This window comes from Luteibacter mycovicinus, assembly GCF_000745235.1.
Classification (GTDB): Bacteria; Pseudomonadota; Gammaproteobacteria; order Xanthomonadales; family Rhodanobacteraceae; genus Luteibacter; species Luteibacter mycovicinus.
The window spans coordinates 2990538-3008096 of record NZ_JQNL01000001.1; the positions used below are offsets into that span (position 1 = coordinate 2990538).

16 protein-coding genes are annotated in these 17559 nt (G+C 65.2%); 11 read left to right on the forward strand and 5 right to left on the reverse strand.

The genetic code is table 11. The features are described from left to right. The first annotated feature begins 10 nt into the window (after positions 1–10). From FA85_RS13100 to lpdA, 4 genes are all read left to right on the forward strand, one after another. A complete protein-coding gene (locus tag FA85_RS13100; RefSeq protein ID WP_036116125.1) occupies positions 11–2332 on the forward strand; it encodes a carboxy terminal-processing peptidase in 2322 nt (773 codons plus the stop codon). Positions 2333–2436: 104 nt separating this feature from the next. Continuing rightward, on the forward strand, positions 2437–3327 hold the full coding sequence (locus FA85_RS13105; protein ID WP_051944018.1) for a mechanosensitive ion channel family protein: 891 nt from the start codon (positions 2437–2439) through the stop codon (positions 3325–3327). Positions 3328–3484: 157 nt separating this feature from the next. Next, positions 3485–5224: a dihydrolipoyllysine-residue acetyltransferase gene (aceF, locus tag FA85_RS13110; RefSeq protein ID WP_036116123.1), complete on the forward strand. Its 1740-nt coding sequence runs from the start codon at positions 3485–3487 to the stop codon at positions 5222–5224. A 15-nt stretch (positions 5225–5239) separates the two neighbouring features. Continuing rightward, positions 5240–7072, forward strand: a complete 1833-nt coding sequence (gene lpdA / locus FA85_RS13115) for a dihydrolipoyl dehydrogenase (protein WP_036116122.1) — start codon at positions 5240–5242, stop codon at positions 7070–7072. 81 nt (positions 7073–7153) lie between these two features. Here the strand turns inward: lpdA and FA85_RS13120 are convergent, their stop codons facing one another. Next, a complete protein-coding gene (locus FA85_RS13120) occupies positions 7154–7618 on the reverse strand; it encodes an REP-associated tyrosine transposase (protein ID WP_036116121.1) in 465 nt (154 codons plus the stop codon). Positions 7619–7800: 182 nt separating this feature from the next. Here FA85_RS13120 and FA85_RS13125 point away from each other — a divergent pair, with 182 nt between their 5' ends. Then, entirely contained in the window at positions 7801–9129 is a 1329-nt protein-coding gene (locus FA85_RS13125; protein ID WP_036116120.1) for an APC family permease, read from the forward strand. Positions 9130–9164: 35 nt separating this feature from the next. Next, positions 9165–11306: a hypothetical protein gene (locus FA85_RS13130; RefSeq protein WP_051944016.1), complete on the forward strand. Its 2142-nt coding sequence runs from the start codon at positions 9165–9167 to the stop codon at positions 11304–11306. Here FA85_RS13130 and FA85_RS13135 read toward each other — a convergent pair. From FA85_RS13135 to FA85_RS13150, 4 genes are all read right to left on the reverse strand, one after another. Then, positions 11289–11471 carry a DUF2061 domain-containing protein gene (locus FA85_RS13135; RefSeq protein ID WP_036116119.1) on the reverse strand — a complete coding sequence of 61 codons (183 nt, stop codon included), beginning with the start codon at positions 11469–11471 and terminating at the stop codon, positions 11289–11291. The genes FA85_RS13130 and FA85_RS13135 overlap by 18 nt on opposite strands. Positions 11472–11560: 89 nt before the next feature. Beyond that, positions 11561–11974, reverse strand: coding sequence for a hypothetical protein (locus FA85_RS13140; RefSeq protein WP_036116117.1), 414 nt, complete (start codon positions 11972–11974; stop codon positions 11561–11563). Between the two features lie 13 nt (positions 11975–11987). Then, positions 11988–12455 (reverse strand): Mpo1 family 2-hydroxy fatty acid dioxygenase, encoded by a 468-nt coding sequence (locus FA85_RS13145; protein WP_036116115.1) that lies wholly within the window; start codon positions 12453–12455, stop codon positions 11988–11990. A 251-nt stretch (positions 12456–12706) separates the two neighbouring features. After that, positions 12707–13603 carry a phosphoribosylaminoimidazolesuccinocarboxamide synthase gene (locus tag FA85_RS13150; protein WP_036116113.1) on the reverse strand — a complete coding sequence of 299 codons (897 nt, stop codon included), beginning with the start codon at positions 13601–13603 and terminating at the stop codon, positions 12707–12709. Between the two features lie 163 nt (positions 13604–13766). On the opposite strand from FA85_RS13150, the gene FA85_RS13155 reads away from it, so the two are divergent. From FA85_RS13155 to FA85_RS20965, 5 genes are all read left to right on the forward strand, one after another. Then, positions 13767–14078 carry a c-type cytochrome gene (locus FA85_RS13155; RefSeq protein ID WP_036116112.1) on the forward strand — a complete coding sequence of 104 codons (312 nt, stop codon included), beginning with the start codon at positions 13767–13769 and terminating at the stop codon, positions 14076–14078. After that, positions 14075–14884: a co-chaperone DjlA gene (djlA, locus tag FA85_RS13160; protein ID WP_036116111.1), complete on the forward strand. Its 810-nt coding sequence runs from the start codon at positions 14075–14077 to the stop codon at positions 14882–14884. Before FA85_RS13155 ends, djlA begins: the two co-directional genes overlap by 4 nt. A gap of 98 nt (positions 14885–14982) precedes the next feature. Further along, the gene (rpe, locus tag FA85_RS13165) at positions 14983–15654 is read left to right on the forward strand and encodes a ribulose-phosphate 3-epimerase (RefSeq protein ID WP_036116110.1); all 672 of its coding nucleotides are present in this window, start codon (positions 14983–14985) and stop codon (positions 15652–15654) included. Positions 15655–15737: 83 nt separating this feature from the next. Beyond that, positions 15738–16472 (forward strand): hypothetical protein, encoded by a 735-nt coding sequence (locus FA85_RS20960; protein WP_051944014.1) that lies wholly within the window; start codon positions 15738–15740, stop codon positions 16470–16472. An 80-nt stretch (positions 16473–16552) separates the two neighbouring features. Beyond that, positions 16553–17332 carry an SEL1-like repeat protein gene (locus FA85_RS20965; RefSeq protein WP_143025898.1) on the forward strand — a complete coding sequence of 260 codons (780 nt, stop codon included), beginning with the start codon at positions 16553–16555 and terminating at the stop codon, positions 17330–17332. Positions 17333–17559: the final 227 nt, after the last annotated feature.

Consider the following 17559-nt stretch of genomic DNA (forward strand, 5'->3'; position numbering starts at 1 on the left):
CTGCGACTACATGACCCTTCGTCCCGCGTTCGCTCTCCTGCTTGCCCTCTCGGCAGCAGGCGTCCAGGCCCAGACCGCTAAGCCGCAGCCGGACACAGCGCCCGCGACCAAGCCGGCCGCACCGCAGCCGAAGGACGCGTCGGAAGCTGCGACCTCGCCCGAGCCGCAGCGTAAGGAATCCACCCTGCCGCTGAAGGCCACGCCGGCCGAAGCGCAGGCCTCGCAGCTGTCGGCGCGCTTCCTCACGCGCTTCCACTATCAGGCCCAGCCGCTCGACGACGCTATGTCGGCCAAGATCTACAAGGCCTACATCGAGTCGCTCGACAGCGAGAAAGTCTTCTTCACGCAGGAAGATCTGGCCAAGTTCGAGCCGATGAAGACCCAGCTCGACGACGCCATCTGGAACCAGGACCTGACCGCGCCGTTCTCGGTGTTCAACCTGTACATCACGCGCGCGGTCGACCGCATGAACTACGCGCGCAGCCTGCTGGCCAAGGGCTTCGACTTCAGCGGCAACGAAAGCTTCAACTTCGACCGCAAGAAGGCCGCCGCCCCGAAGAACCAGGCCGAGCTCGACGACGTGTGGCGCAAGCGCACCATGAACGACTGGCTGCGCCTGAAGCTCGCCGGTAAGACCGACGACGAGATCCGCAAGACGCTCGATAAGCGCTACGCCACGTACATCTCGCGCGTGCGCCAGCTGGATAACGAGGACGCGACGCAGGCCTTCATGACCGCGTACGCCAACTCGACCGACCCGCACACCGATTACCTCGGCCCCCGCGCCGCCGACCAGTTCGACATCGCCATGCGTCTGTCGCTGGAAGGCATCGGCGCGGTGCTGCAGGCACGCGACGACTACACCACCATCCGCGAGCTCGTCCCCGGCGGCCCGGCCATCAAGTCCGGCAAGATGAAGGCGGGCGACCGCATCGTCGCCATCGGTCAGGGCGAAACCGGTCCCATGGTCGACGTGGTCGGCTGGCGCCAGGACGACGTGGTCAAGCTGATCCGCGGCAAGAAGGACACCACCGTCCGCATCGAGATTCTTCCCGCCGATGCCGGCGTCGACGGCAAGCACAACGTCGTGACGCTCGTCCGCAAGAAGGTCACGATGGAAGAGCAGGCCGCCAAGTCCAAGGTCATCGACGTCAAGGACGGCGATGTCACGCGCAAGATCGGCGTGATCGACCTGCCCACGTTCTATCAGGACTTCGGCGCCCGCCGTAACGGCGACGCCAACTTCAAGAGCGCCACGCGCGACGTGTCCAAGCTGCTCACCGAGCTGAAGGCGCAGAAGGTGGACGGCATCATCATGGACCTGCGCAATAACGGCGGCGGTTCGCTGTCGGAAGCCACCGAGCTCACCGGTCTGTTCATCGACACCGGCCCGGTCGTGCAGGTGCGTGACGCGCGCGGCCAGATCGACGCGCAGGGCGACGACGTCCCGGGCATGTCGTGGGACGGCCCGATGGCGGTCATGGTCAACCGCGGTTCGGCGTCGGCCTCGGAAATTTTCGCGGCGGCCATCCAGGACTACGGCCGCGGCATCATCATCGGTGAGCCGACCTTCGGTAAGGGCACCGTGCAGAACCTGGTCGACCTCGACCGTTTCGGCAAGGCGCAGACCGGTGAAGACGCCAAGTACGGCGAGCTGAAGATGACGATCGCGGAATTCATCCGCATCAATGGCGACAGCACGCAGCTGCATGGCGTGACACCGGACGTCCAGTTCCCGCAGAACGGCGATGCGAAGGAATTCGGTGAGTCGACCTATGACAATGCGCTGCCGTGGCGTCATATCGACCCGGCTGACTACAAGCCGGTCGCCGACCTCAAGCCGATCATCGGTCCGCTCAACCAGAAGCACGACGCACGCGTCGCCACCTCGCCCGCGTGGAAGCTGATGCTGGACGAACTCGCCCAGTACAAGAAGCTGCGTGACAAGACCGACATCTCGCTCAACTTCGCCGCCCGTCAGGCCGAGCGTAAGCAGTACGACGCGCTGCAGACCGACTTCCGCAATCGTCGCAAGGCGATCTTCGGTGGCGATGGCAGCGCGGCGGATCCGAACGACGACGACACCACCGGTGACGATGGCCTCAACGCCAACGAGCGCAGCCTGAAGTCGGAGATCAAGCAGGAAGCCGACGCGAAGAAGGCCAAGGACACGCCGCTGGACGAAGCCGCGCACATCGTCAGCGACGAAGTGGCGCTGATCAAGGCGGACCCGAAGGTCGCCGCCGAGGTGCTTCCGTACGGCGGCAGGAAGATCGACACCCCGCAGACGGCGCAGGTGCCGACCAAGCCGGCGGCTACCAGCACGCCGTAACGAAAAAGGCGCCGAAAGGCGCCTTTTTTGTGCCTGGAAACCACCTTTTCACTTCGTCGCTGCTAGCCTCGTCGCGCACTTTTCCACCGTCCAAAGGCAGCCCCATGAACGACTTCCTCGACCGTATCGGCGTCGATGCCGCCATGCGCACGCTCATCCTCTCGTACTCCGTACGCATCGGCCTTGCGCTCCTCCTGCTGGTCATCGGCTTCTGGCTCGCGGCACGCCTCGCCAACATCGGCCGTCGTGCACTCGAGCGCGCGCATGTCGATGTCACGCTGGCGCTGTTCCTGCGCAACGTCGTCTACGGCGTCCTGCTGGCGCTGCTCTTCATCCAGGTGCTCGGCACGGTCGGTATTCCCACCGCTTCCTTTATCGCGGCCATCGGCGCCGCCGGACTCGCCGTCGGCCTCGCGCTCACCAGTTCGCTGTCCAATCTCGCCTGGGGCGTGCTGCTGATTCTGTTCCGGCCGTTCCGCGTGGGTGATTACGTCACCGTCGGCGGCATCGATGGCACGGTGCAGAGCGTCAACCTGATGCACACCTATCTGATCACGCCGGACAACCGGGAAGCCGTGGTGCCGAACGCGAAGGTCGGCGGCGACGCGATCATCAACTACAACGTGCGTGGCACGCGTCGCTTCGAGTTCAAGGTCGGCATCGGCTACAGCGATGACATCGGCAAGGCGATGAAGGTGATCACCGATCTGTTCGATGCGGATCCGCGCATCCTCAAGGATCCGGCGCCGGGCGTCTGGACCGATGCGCTCGGCGACTCCAGCGTCAACCTCGTGATCCGCGCCTGGACGGCGGTGGCCGACATGCAGGGGGCGCAGACGAATCTGCTGCGTCGGATCAAGGAGCGCTTCGACGAGGAGGGGATCACCATTCCTTACCCGCAGAGCGAGATCCGGGTGATCGGCAATCCGGCGCCGGCGGCGGAAGGGCAGGGCAAGGTCGACGGCCCGGCTGCGAATCCGCTCAATCCGTCGTAACTCCCAGTAAAAGCAGAAATTCATCCCAACGACCGTTTGAATCGTGGGAAAAGCTGCGTGAGGGATTACAATCGACCGGTTGCGCCGCAGCATAGGCGCCTGTCTTCCCCCGCCGGTGGGTTCGCCGCCCTCCGACGCCTGTTTTCTAGGAGGTTCCATGGCCGACGTCAAAGAAGCCCGCGTCCCCGATATTGGTGGTAGCGCGGTCCCCGTCATCGAAATCATGGTCAAGGTCGGCGATCGCGTCGAAAAGGACCAGAGCCTCGTGACGCTCGAATCCGACAAGGCCACGATGGAAGTGCCGGCGCCGTTCGCTGGCGTCATCAAGGAACTGAAGGTCAAGGTCGGCGACGAAGTCGACGAAGGTCACGTGATCGCCCTGGTCGAAGCCGAGGGCGATGCCCCGGCCGAAGCGCCCAGGGCTGACGCTCCCAAGGCCGATGCACCGAAGGCTGCCGCTCCGAAGGCCGACGAGGCCAAGGCCGCCGCGCCGGCTCCGGCACCGGCCGCCGCCAAGGCACCGGCCGCCTCGAAGTCGTCGGGCCCGGTCAACGTCACCGTCCCCGACATCGGCGGCAAGCCGGTGCCGATCATCGAGCTCATGGTCAAGGTCGGCGATACCGTCGAGAAAGATCAGAGCCTGATGACGCTCGAGTCCGACAAGGCCACGATGGACATCCCGGCCCCGGCCGCGGGCGTCATCAGGGAACTGAAGGTCAAGGTGGGCGACGAAGTGAACGACGGCGACCTGATCGCCGTGCTCGAAGGCGCCGGCGGCGAGTCCGCTGAAGCCGCCTCGGCCGACGCACAGCCCGCCGCTTCGACCGACAAGCCCGGTATCTCGGAAGCCCCGGCCGAAGCACCGAAGCGTGCCGTCGCCTCCGACGCCTCGACCTCGGAAGCCTCGAAGTCCGAACCCGCCGGTGGCACGCCGCGTACGCCGCCGGTGTCGTTCGACGCCAGCGTGATCATGCCGGGCAATGCCCCCTACGCCAGCCCCGCCGTGCGCGCATTCGCACGCGAGCTCGGTGTCGACGTCGCCCAGGTCAAGGGCAGCGGTCGCGGTGGCCGCATCCAGCGCGAAGACATCTCCGGCTACGTGAAGCAGGTGATGGCCTCGGGTGCGTCCCCGTCGAAGGGCGGCGCGGTCGCCGGTGGCAATGGCCTCAGCCTGCTGCCGTGGCCGAAGGTCGACTTCTCGAAGTTCGGCGACATCGAAGAAAAGCCGCTCGGCCGCATTCCGAAGATCTCCGCCGCGAACCTCGCCCGCAACTGGGCGATGATTCCGCACGTCACGCAGTTCGAAGATGCGGACATCACGGAGCTCGAAGCCTTCCGCAAGAAGCTCGGCGAAGAGAACAAGGACCTCAAGGTCACCCCGCTGGTCTTCCAGATCAAGGCGGTGGTCGCGGCGCTGAAGAAATTCCCCACGTTCAACGCGTCGCTCGATGCGGCCGGTGAAGTGCTGACGCTCAAGAAGTACTACAACGTCGGTATCGCCGTGGACACGCCGGACGGCCTCGTCGTCCCGGTCATCCGCGACGCCGACAAGAAGGGTCTGCTCGAGCTCGCCGCGGAACTGGGTGAGATCTCGAAGAAGGCACGCGACAAGAAGCTTACCGCCGCCGACATGTCGGGCGGCTGCTTCTCGATTTCCTCGCTCGGCGGCATCGGCGGTACGGCGTTCACGCCGATCGTCAACGCGCCGGAAGTGGCAATTCTGGGCGTTTCCAAGGCGGCGATGAAGCCGGTGTGGAACGGCAAGGAATTCGCGCCGCGCCTGATCCTGCCGCTGTCTCTGTCGTACGACCACCGCGTCATCGACGGCGCCCTGGCCGCACGCTTCGCCGTGTATCTCGCCCAGCAGCTCGGCGACATCCGTCGCCTGTTGCTCTGACCGGAGACGACACGCATGGCTAACACGATCGAACTGAAAGTCCCCGATCTCGGCGGCTCGCACGATGTGCCGGTGATCGAGATCCTGGTGAAGGTCGGCGACACGGTCGCCAAGGACCAGAGCCTGGTTACGCTCGAATCCGATAAGGCCACGATGGACGTGCCCGCCTCTCAGGCGGGCAAGATCGTCGAGATCAAGGTCAAGATCGGTGACGAACTCAACGACGGCAGCGTGATCGCCCTCATCGAAGCGGAAGGCGCCGATGCGCCGGTCGCGGAGAAGGCCGTCGGCCAGTCGACGGTGAAGGACGCGCCCGCCGCTCCCACCCCGTCGCCCGCGCCGGCACCGCCGAAGCCGGCCACACCGGTCGCCGCGCCCGCCGCCGCGTCGTCGTCCGCTTCGTCCGTCAAGGCCGCGGCCGACTCCGGTCGCAAGGCTGACATCGAATGCCAGCTGGTCGTCCTCGGCTCCGGTCCGGGCGGCTATACGGCCGCGTTCCGCGGTGCCGACGTCGGCCTCGACGTGGTGCTGGTCGAGCGTTACGAGTCGCTCGGTGGCGTCTGCCTCAACGTCGGCTGCATCCCGTCGAAGGCGCTGCTGCACGCGGCCGCCGTCATCGACGAAGCCGCCGCCATCGAAGCGCACGGTATCGCCTTCGGCAAGCCGACCATCGACCTGGACAAGCTGCGCTCGTTCAAGGAGAAGGTCGTCGGCAAGCTCACCGGCGGTCTCGCTCAGATGGCCAAGGCGCGCAAGGTGCGTACCGTCACCGGCGTCGGCACGTTCATCTCGCCCAACGAGATGGAAGTCGTCACGGCGGAAGGCACGAAGCTGATCCGCTTCGAGAACGCCATCATCGCCGCGGGCTCGCAGTCGGTGAAACTGCCTTCGTTCCCGTGGGACGACGAGCGCGTCATCGACTCGACCGGTGCGCTCGAACTGCGCGACGTGCCGAAGAAGATGCTGGTCGTCGGCGGTGGCATCATCGGCCTGGAAATGGCCACGGTGTACGCGGGTCTCGGCTCGGAAGTCACCGTCGTCGAGCTCGCCGACCAGCTGATGCCGGGCGCCGATCTCGACCTGGTCAAGCCGCTGCAAGGCCGTATCGCCAAGCGCTACAAGGGCATCCATCTCAAGACCAAGGTCGTCGCGGCCAAGGCTACGAAGCAGGGTATCGAGATCACCTTCGAGGGTGACAGCATCCCCGAGACCACCGTGTACGACCGCGTGCTCGTCTCGGTGGGACGCTCGCCCAATGGCAACAAGATCGGCGCGGACAAGGCCGGTGTGGAAGTCAGCGATCGCGGCTTCATCCCCGTCGACCGCCAGATGCGCACCAACGTGAAGCACATCTTCGCCATCGGCGACCTCGTCGGCCAGCCTATGCTGGCGCACAAGGCCACGCACGAAGCCAAGGTGGCGGCGGAAGCCGCCGCCGGTCAGAAGAGCTTCTTCGACGCGCGGGTGATCCCGTCGGTGGCCTACACCGATCCGGAAATCGCGTGGGTCGGCGTGACCGAGCGCGAAGCGAAGGAAAAGGGCCTCAAGGTCGGCGTGGGCAAGTTCCCGTGGGCGGCTTCGGGCCGTGCCATCGGTATCGACCGCACCGAGGGTTTCACCAAGCTGATCTTCGACGAAGAGACGCATCGCATCGTCGGTGCCGGCATCGTCGGCCCGCACGCGGGCGACCTCATCTCCGAACTCGCCCTGGCGATCGAGATGGGTGCCGAAGCCGGTGACATCGGCCGCACCGTTCACCCGCACCCCACGCTCGGCGAGTCCGTCGGCATGGCGGCCGAGGTGTACGAGGGCACGATCACCGACCTGTATATCCCGAAGAAGAAATAAGCCCCGCAAAAGGCGCGTTCCTGATGTAGGAGCGCGCCCCGCGCGCGACATGTAAGAGCACGCTTCGCGCGCGACCCCGCCTCAACTCCCCACCCAGATCGCATCCCAGTACGGATAGTCCCCAACGCGCCGCACCAGCCCCGCGCGAATCGGATTGGCCACGACATACCGCGCCATGGCTTTCAGATCGTCTTCCTTGCGAAGCGCACGATCATGAAATGCCCGCTGCCAGACGGGCGACTCCCGGCCTGTCTTTCGAAGCGCTCTGGTGACCCGCGACTTCATCTTCCCTATCGTTTTCGACAGATCGGCGTCCTCCCCGAGCTGGATGATTCCGTGCCAGTGGTCCGGCATCAGGACCCATGCGAGGCATTCCGCATTTAACCAGGTCGTCGGGGAATGGATGGCGCGGGCTGCCACACGAGCCGTAACGTGATCGCGGAACAGCGGTGCGCGATTCCACACCACCGTTGTAACCAGATAGATCCGGCCGGCTTCTGAAAAACGACCGATGCGAAGAGCGGAGTGTCCGGAAGAAATCGTCATCCGTTAATCCTGGTTCACCGCGCGGCGACTCCGGTATCCACTCGACCCTCGTCACCTTGTAGGAGCGCGCCCCGCGCGCGACACCCGTTCGCCGTCCCGCCATGGCATCCGCCGAACCCAGGTCGCGCGCAGGGCGCGCTCCTACAGTGGTCTCGGTGTGCCGGTTATGGCATCGTCACCCGATGCCAGCACCTCAGCCAGCTCACTATCTCCGCCGTCTCGGTATCTGGGATGCCGCGATGATCGTTATCGGCGGTGTCATCGGGGCGGGTATCTTCCGCACGCCGGCCACCGTCGCGCAGCTGACCAGCTCGGGCACGGAGGTGATTCTCCTCTGGACGCTGGGCGGCCTGCTTACCCTTGCAGGTGTCCTCTGTTACGCCGAGCTCGGCGCGCGTCGTCCGCAAGCGGGCGGTACCTACGTCTATCTGCGCGAAGCCTTCGGCCAGCTGCCAGCCTTCCTGTTCGGCTGGACGATGGCACTGATCAATTACCCGGGCAGCGTGGCCGCCGTGGCGACGACGTTCGCCGACTACGCGTGCCGCGCCACCGGCCTGCCGCACGAGTGGGTCAAGCCGCTCGCCGTCGGCGCCATCAGCTTCATCGTCGCGGTGAATCTGTTCGGTATCCGCGCCGGCGCATGGGTGCAGAACATCTTCACCGTGCTGAAGCTCGGCGCGGTGTCGTTGCTGATCGTCGTCGGTATCTTCCTCGCGCAGGGCCATCTCGGCGCGGCGTTCGCTACCGATCCGACACACGACGTGCCGGCGAGCACGGTGATCGGCGCGATTCTTCCGGCGCTGTTCGCGTACGGCGGCTTCCATTACCTGAACGACCTCGCCGGTGAAGTACGCGAACCGCAGCGCACGCTTCCGCGCGCGCTGGGTCTCGGCATGCTCGCCGTCGTGGTCTGCTACGTGCTGGTCAACATCGCCTATATGGCGGGTCTTGGTCACGCCGGCCTCGCCGCAAGCACGGCGCCGGCGGCGGATCTCATGCGTCGCGTGTTCGGCGAATCCGGCGCGACGATCATCGCCGTCGGTATCGCCTGTTCGACGTTCGGCTACTGCAGCATCGCGATCGCCGGTGGTGCGCGCGTGCTGCAGGTGATGAGCGCCGACGGCATGTTCTTCAAGCCGATCGCGCGTATCGACGCGAAGACCGGCGCGCCGCAGTTCGCGCTCGTGGCACTGGGTGGCTGGGCGATCGTGCTGATTCTCTCGGGCAGCTTCAAGGCACTGCTGAACTACACGACCGTGGGCGAATGGTTGTCGCATGCGTTCGGTATCGCGACCATCTTCTGGTATCGCAAGAAGCTGCGCGACGAGCCATCGCCGTACCTGGTGCCGGGGTATCCGGTATTGCCGCTGGTGTTCACCGTCACGGTGCTGTGCGTGATTGCCGCGACGGCGATCACGGAGCCGGGCGATGCGGGCATGAGTCTGGTGATCATCGCCATCGGCGTGCCGGTTTATTATCTGTGGCGGAAGCGGCTGGGCAAGGTGGGGTGAGTCCCCGTTCATGCCCGGCGTGGCAGATTCCGGGCATGCGTACCTACCTCCCCCTCGCACTACTCTCTCTCAGCGTCTCCGCCCACGCGGCGACCGTCGATCTCGTCCATCCGGCCGACGCCGCGCGCGTCACGACGCGTGACGCCACGCTCGACCCCACCGTGCGCAAGGCCGCCGACGGCGGTGAACTCGTCGCGGTCACCTTCAGACCCTCCGCGTCGCCGGCGCTGATCCTCGCGCCGAAGCAGGGCACATGGGCCTGGCAGCCGGATGGCACGATGCGCCTGCGTGTGCAGAACGGCATGCCCTGGCCGGTGACGTTGATCGTCGATGTGGCTTCCGGCGACAAGCACCTGAAGACGGTGGTCGGCGTCCCTCCCGGTCCGCCGCAGACGCTGTCGGTGTCGCTGAAGGCGACGTCCCCGCGAGCGTTCGGGATGCAGGTCGGGCCGCCGATGCCGTTTGATGACGGTAAGGAGAAGCGTCTCGTCGCGACGGCGGTGGATGGTGCCGTCGATGCTAATGCGGTGACGTCGGTGACGTTGTCGATGCCTCAGCCGGGCGCGGCGCAGACCGTGTTGTTCGGAAAGCTGGATACCGTGGCAGGCGAGGGCGATCTGCGTGCGGCGTATACCGGGGTGGTGGATCGGTATGGGCAGTACACGCGGGGGACGTGGCCAGAGAAGATCGATAGCGACGAGGGCCTGAAGAACGCCGCCAATCGCCGACAGAGCTGGCTCCCACCGGTGGCGGCAGGTGGCAAAGCTGCGGCACCGGGTCTGGACCAGTTTGGTGGACGGACGGATCTGCCGGCGTTACAGGCAACCGGGTTCTTCCATGCGCAGAAGCAGGGCGAGCGCTGGTGGCTGGTGACGCCGGAGGGACATGCGTTTTTCTCGCTGGGCGTGAACGCGGTGAATCTCACCGATGCGCGTACCTATGTGCAGGAACGCGAGTTCATGTTTGCCGACACGTCTGGGGCGAGCGGCAGGTTCGGTGGCGTATCGGACAGTCGCAGCGATCAGGGCTCGCAGCGCGACAACGGCATGAATCACGGGCGTTGGTGGGACATCTATTCGCAGAACGTGTCGCGGACGCTCGGTGACGATTTCGCGGCGGCGTGGCGTAAGCGCAGCGTCGACCGGCTGAAGAGCTGGCGCTTCAACACGCTGGGCAACTGGAGCGATCCGGCGTTCGCTCACGATCACCGCATCGCTTATACGGTGCCAGTGATCATCAAGGGCGACTTCAACACGGTGAGCACCGGTTACGACTACTGGGGTCGCATGCCCGATCCGTTCGATCCGCGCTTTGCCGCGGCGGCAACGACGGCGGTCGCCAATGCGAGCAAGGGTGTCAAAGACGACCCATGGTTGCTCGGCTACTTCGCGGATAACGAACTCGCCTGGGCGGGGCAGGGCCCGCAGGGTCGCTGGGCGCTGGCTGTGGGCTCACTCGTGCAGGGGCCGGAGAGCCCGGCCAAACAGGCGTTTCTCGCCTACCTGAAAAAGACGCACGGCGACGCCGCGACGTTCGCGAAGGCCTGGGGCGTGGACGTGCATTCGTGGGACCAGGTGGCGGCCAGGGGCTTCAAGGCACCGGATCCCAGCGAAGCGCATCCTGCGGTCGCCGCCGATTACACCGCTTTCCTGAAGCTGTATGCCGACCAGTACTTCCGCACGGTGGCGCAGACGTTGAAGAAAGCCGATCCGCATCACCTTTTCCTCGGCGGACGTCTGGCCGTCCGGACGCCTGAGACCGAGCAGGCCAGTGCGGCCTATGCGGACGTCACCAGCATCAATACGTACACCGACGTGCCCGAGCACGGCTTCGACGTCGCCGCCTTCCGCAAGATGGACAAGCCGGTGATGATCACGGAGTTCCACTTCGGATCGGCCGACCGGGGGCCGTTCGGGAACGGAGTCGCCGCCGTCGGCAGCGAGGAGGAGCGCGGCAAGGCTTACGCGCGTTTCGTCGACGCGGCGGTCGCGTCAGGCGTCGTGGTCGGCACCCACTGGTTCCAGTACGTCGACCAGCCCGTGACCGGTCGCATTCTCGATGGCGAAAACTCGCATATCGGGCTGGTCGGCATCACCGACATCCCGTTCGACGGCTTCACGCATGCCGTCACCGTCGCCAATGCGCGCGCAGGCGGTGGATCAGGCGGCGTGCGCTAGGGGTGGGCCGCGGCGCGACCCGCGGGTCACGTCGCGGCCGAGGGCGAACGCGATCGGCTCGGCGATACCGACCAGCGTGCTCAGTGCGACGTTCTGGTTGACCGCGTAACTCATGGAAAACGCGATGCTGAAATGCGTCGCTGCATATTTGATGGTGCGGGCCATGGCCACGTCCTCAATGGGAATGAATCTCATTATGGGGATCGCGGAACACAAGTCCAAGTGATCGTTAAGATGATTCCAATAGGTTTTCCCTATCGATGAATCGCCATCGCCACGACGATCGTCACCACCATCAGGATCGCGACCGTCATGCAGGCGCTGGTCGGTTTGACCCGTCGGGCATCGACCCGGGGCACCAGCCGCCAGATGAGAAACGCGCCCAGCAGCATGTCCAGCACCAGCCAGCCGCGAACCCAGGCCAGTTCCAGCAGCGAGGCATCGATCGGCTGCCCGTGCCGGGTGATCAGCAGTACCGTGCCGCCCAGGCCCAGCGCCACCAGCAGCCAGATCAGCATGGCCAGATACGTGCGGTTGAACACCACGGGGGTGCGCTCCAGCCAGCGCAGGACGGACCAGCCGATCACGGCGGGGACCACCGCGCCCACGCTGGCATACAACACCAGCCAGATCGCGGCGGAAAGCAGGGTCAGGATCGTCTGGGTCACCGGACAGCCCGCATCAGTAGGGAGCGCCGAAGCGACTGAGCGCCTTGCTCATCAGCCACGCCGGGCCGATCAGGAGGTACTGCAGGTCGGTGAGGAAGGAGGGACGTCGCCCTTCGATCCGGTGCCCGATGAACTGGCCGATCCAGGCAACGACGAAGACGGTGATGGCCGACCAGAGCAGGCCGCTCGTGCCGATGTTCCGGTAGAGCGAGTCGGTGACCAGGGCGAGGATGATGAAAGCACCCGCCATGGCGATGCCGATCTTTCGCGAGAGGCGATAGAAGTAGAAGCAGAAGGCCAGGAACATCGCCAGCACCGCCCAGAGGCCCGGGCGACCGAGCCACCCGGGGACGGGAATGAGCCAGAACAGCGCGACCACCGTCCAGGTGATCGCCGGCACGCAGATCCAGTGGATCAGCTGGTTGGTCTCGTTCTGGTGGTCCCGGCTGTAGTTGCCGAACCAGGTGGCTGCATCGCGCATGAGTGGCCCTGTGAAGCGTTAAGCGTCAAGCGCGAGAGTTGACCGTTGGGCAACGCGCGTCAATCGTGCGTTGCGGCAAGAGTGATCGTGCGTTGCGGCGAGAGCGATCGTACGTTGCGGCGAGAGCGATCGCCGGCAGGGCCGGCTCCTATACGTCTGCCGTGGCCTGGAAGCCCCCCCCAAGATCTGCCGTGGCCTGTACGACACCGTGGACATGTAGGAGCCAGCCTTGCTGGCGACCCCCACCCGCCTCAGTCCAACCGAATCCCAGCCAGCTTATCCAGCGCCTCGGCATATTTCGACGCCGTCCGCTCGATCACGTCGGCGGGCACTTTCGGCGCCGGCGGCGACTTGTTCCAGCCCAGCTCTTCCAGATAATCGCGGACGAACTGCTTGTCGTAGCTCGGCGGGCTGATGCCGACCTGATACTCGTCAGCCGGCCAGAAACGGGAGGAGTCCGGGGTCAGCATCTCGTCCATCACGTGCAGCACGCCGTGCTCGTCCGTGCCGAATTCCAGTTTGGTGTCGGCGATGATCACGCCACGCTCGGCGGCGTAGGCCGCGGCGAAGGTATAGATCTCCAGGGTGGCCTTGCGTACGGCGTTGGCCAGATCCTCGCCGACCGCGTCGACGACCACGTCGAAGCTGACGTTCTCGTCGTGATCGCCTACCGCCGCCTTGGTCGACGGGGTGAAGATCGGCTCGGGCAGCTTCTGCGCCTGCTCAAGGCCTTCCGGCAGCCTGATCCCGCAGATGTCGCCGGTCTGCTGATACGACTTCCAGCCGGAGCCGATAATGTAACCACGGGCGATGGCCTCGACCGGCACCGGCTTCAGCCGCTTGGTGATCACCGCGCGTTTCGCATAGAGCGCGGGATCCACGCCGGCCGGCAGCACCGAGGCCACGTCCTCACCGGTGAGGTGGTTCGGCATGAGATGTTTCGTCTTCTCGAACCAGAAGTTGGAGATCTGGGTCAGCATTTCGCCCTTGCCCGGAATCGGATCGGGGAGCACCACGTCGAAGGCCGACAGCCGATCGGTCGCCACCATCAGCAGGCGGTTGCCGGGCAGGGCGTAGACGTCACGCACCTTGCCGCGATGGATGAGCTCCAGGCCCGGCAGGTCGGATTGCGAGAGGGTGGTCGGCACGGGGTGACTCCGATGAGGGGCGGTTCGAAGTCGGTCATTGTACCGGGGGTAGGGTGTGGCTCCCACCGGGGGTGAGGGATTTCGCGCGCGGTGCGCGCGCCTGCGCGCAGGCGGACGCGGTCCGCCTGCTAGAATTCGGGGTTACTGCCCCCATTGCCCTGCCATGCGATTTCTATTGACCGCGGCGCTTGCCCTGGCCCTCTCCGCCCCCGTCCTCGCCGCACCGCCTGTGAAGCCGGCGCGCCTGGGCCTGTGTGCGGCGTGCCACGGGGAAGACGGCATGGCGCGGATCCCCGGCGCGCCCAATCTGGCCGGGCAGAAGCTCGACTACCTGCGCGAAGCCTTGCGCCAGTACCGTGACGGTCGCCGCGACATCCCCGTGATGCGCGCCGCGACGGGCCCTCTCACCGACGCGGAAGTCGACCATCTGGCCCAGTGGTTCGCCGCACAGACCCCCACCAGGGCCGCTCCATGAATTTCACCGGCACTCTTATCGGCGCAGTCCTTGGCATGTGGGCGACCCACAACCTGCTCGGCGCCCTCATCGGCGGCGCGCTCGGCTTCATGTTCGATGCCAGTCGCCAGCAGCAACGTCGCCGTACGCCCGCACAGGGTGGCTACATCGCACCGCTGTTCGCGCTGATCGGCGCGGTGGCCAAGGCCGACGGACGGATTTCCGAAGCGGAAATCGCCATCGCCGAACGGCTGATGGTGCGCATGAACCTCGATCAGGAGCAGCGTCGCCAGGCCATCGACGCGTTCAACGAGGGCAAGCAGCCCGAGTTCAACGCGACCGAAGTCATCGACGAGCTGCGCCAGTGGGTCGGTCATCGTCGCGACCACGCGTTCCCCGTGATCGACGTGGTCATCGAGACGGTGCTCGCCGAGGGTGGCAATCCGTCGACCGAAAAGATGGGCATCCTGCGCCAGCTGGCTTTCGCGCTGCGGGTAAGCGACATGGAGCTCATGGCGCTGATGGCGATGAAGGGCTATGCGTGGAACGCCACCGGCGGCGGCCGCTCGTACGGTGGCGGGCAGGGTGGCGGTGGTTACGTACCGCCGCAGCGGAATACCGCCGGTCCGGACCCCTACGCGGTCCTCGGCATCCAGCGCGGCGCCGACGATCGCGCGATCAAGCGGGCCTATCGCAAGCTGATTTCCGAGCATCACCCGGATCGCCTGGGCGACCTGCCGGACGACATGCGTCGCCGGGCGGAAGCGCGGGCCAGCGAGATCAATGCGGCCTACGAGCGGATCAAGGCGGAGAAGGGGTTTAAATGATGACGCGAAGCGCCATCATGTAGGAGCGCGCCCCGCGCGCGACCTTCCGTAATACCGCGACAAAACGCGTCATCCCCGAACGGCTAACGGTACCCATCATGTCCAGGCAATCACCCGTCATCGCCCCCTCCATCCTCTCGGCCGACTTCGCCCGCCTGGGTGAGGACACCCGCAAGGTGCTCGATGCCGGCGCGCAATGGGTGCACTTCGACGTGATGGACAACCACTATGTGCCCAACCTCACGATCGGGCCGATGGTGTTGAAGGCGCTGCGCGATTACGGCATCACCGAGCACATCGACGTGCACCTGATGGTCAAGCCGGTGGATCGCATCGTCCCGGACTTCGCCAAGGCCGGCGCACGCAGCATCAGCTTCCATCCGGAGGCCAGCGAGCATGTGGATCGCACCATCCAGCTGATCCAGGGCGAGGGCTGTGAGGCCGGCCTCGTGTTCAATCCGGCCACACCGCTGAACTGGCTCGACTACGTGATCGACAAGATCGACATGATCCTGATCATGTCGGTGAATCCCGGCTTCGGCGGTCAGAAATTTATCCCTGGCGCCCTGGACAAGATCCGTCATGTGCGTGAGCGCATCGACGCCAGCGGCCGCAACATCCGTCTGGAAGTGGATGGCGGCGTCAATGCCGACAACATCGGCCAGATCGCGGCGGCGGGTGCCGACACGTTCGTCGCCGGCTCGGCGATCTTCAATGCGCCGGATTACGCCGATGTGATCCGTCGGATGCATGCGGCGATCGGCGGCTAAACAAGTTTTCACGAGACAATAGCGAACTGCGTAGTATTGTAATCTCCAGTTCTCGGGGTGAGAGCCTACTGGAGGATGCGCACATGAAGTCGTTGTCCGTATTAGCCCTCACCGCGATGCTCGTCGCTCCCGCCGCTTTTGGCGCCGAGCGACCCCAGCCGCTCCCCGATCAGAAAGACATCGTCGCCAAGTCGCTGCTGCCGTGCCCCGGCGGTCTCGAGCGCTTTCTTCCCGGCGATTACTATTTCTGTTCCGCCGCCCGCAATTACTGGTCCGGCCATCCCGGCCTCGCACGCGAAAGCCTGAAAAACGCGGCACAGTGGGCAAGCAAGCCGGCTCAATACGCGCTCGGCATCATGTATTTCAATGGCGACCGGGCGGAAAAGAATCGTCCGCTGGGTCTTGCCTGGCTGGCGCTCGCCGCCGAGCGGCACGATCCCGCCTACGAACCGGCCTTCATCTCGGCTTACAAAGAGGTGTCGCCGGAAGAGCTTGCGCAGGCCAACGCCTATTGGCAGGACCTGAAGAAGACTTACGGCGATCCGGTGGCCGCCCCGCGTGCCGAAAAACGCTTCGACCGCGAATACGCCCAGATCGCGTGGGCCGTCAACTTCGGCGGAAGCATTTTTGTCGACGGTGTGACGGTTCCCTATAACGACGCGATGGCGAACGACCTGCCGTTGCAGAGTGGGTTTACGCTGGGCCGCATGCTGCAATCGCAGAAGGCCATGTACTTCTACGGTTACGATAGCCACGTCTTCGTGGGTGACGCCGAGCTGGTGCCGATCAGTCAGGTCGCGTCTCGCAAGGACGACTGACGCTTGGGGACACCCGTGCACGTCACGGGTCAAGGTGCGTTTAACGGACTAACTTTCATAGCTGCCGGGGAGGCAGGTGCATGAAAATCTTTCGGACTCTTTCTTTCGTTCTCATGGCGACCGCATCGGTCGGTGCTTCGGCGATGGCGAATACCGCTCAGCCTGCGGATCCCCGGGCCCTGTTGCGCAAGGTCAACGCGTACTGCCCTGGCGGCATCGAGCGCATCCTGCCCGGCGAGTACTACTTCTGCGCCGCCGCTCGCGACTTCGGTAAGAACCACGATGCCCGGGCCCGCGAGCGTCTTCGCGATGCCGCTTACTGGGCGAGCAAGCCGGCGCAGTACGTGCTCGGGCTGATGTACTTCAATGGCGACGATGGCCCGATCAATCGTCCGTTGGGTGTGGCCTGGCTGGCACTCGCATCGGAACGCCACGATCCACGCTTCGAGCCGGCGTTCGCCAAAGCCTACCTGCAGCTGTCGCCTGCGGAAAAAGCCCAGGCGGACGCCTACTGGGTCGACATGCGCGAAAAGTACGGTGACAGGACCGCGGGGACGCGCGCGCACCGGATCTATCTGGCCGAGATGCGTAATCTGCAAGCCGCCTTGATGTTCGGCGGTTCCGTCTTCATCGATGGCATTGCCCCTCCGAATGGCGATTCGGTAGGTTCGTTCAATGGTCCGGGTGGCGCGCGCGCTTCCAGCGTGGGTAGCGGATCCACGGGTTTCACAATTCAACGTCTGATCGGAAAATCAGGCGATGACTTCTTCCGGGGCCTCAACGGGACGGTCACTGTCGGCGATGCCGAAATGGTGCCGCTGGGCAACGTCGTGACGAAGGCGTCGCCGAAGGCTGACTGAGGCCATGAAAAAGCTCCCCCGTCCGGTGCCGGATGGGGGAGTGAAGGAAGCTCCGGCAGGAGCGTCGGGGGAAAGGGTCAGTGCAGGCCGAACAAGACGCCGAGCAGCAGAGCGCCCAGCGCCAGGGTGACGCGCAGGGGCTCGAAGTCGCGTTCGAGTTCGGTGTTGTCAGCGTCGGGTTTGGTCATCGTCGGTTCTCCTCGGCGCCGGTCGGCGCGCCGTCATGC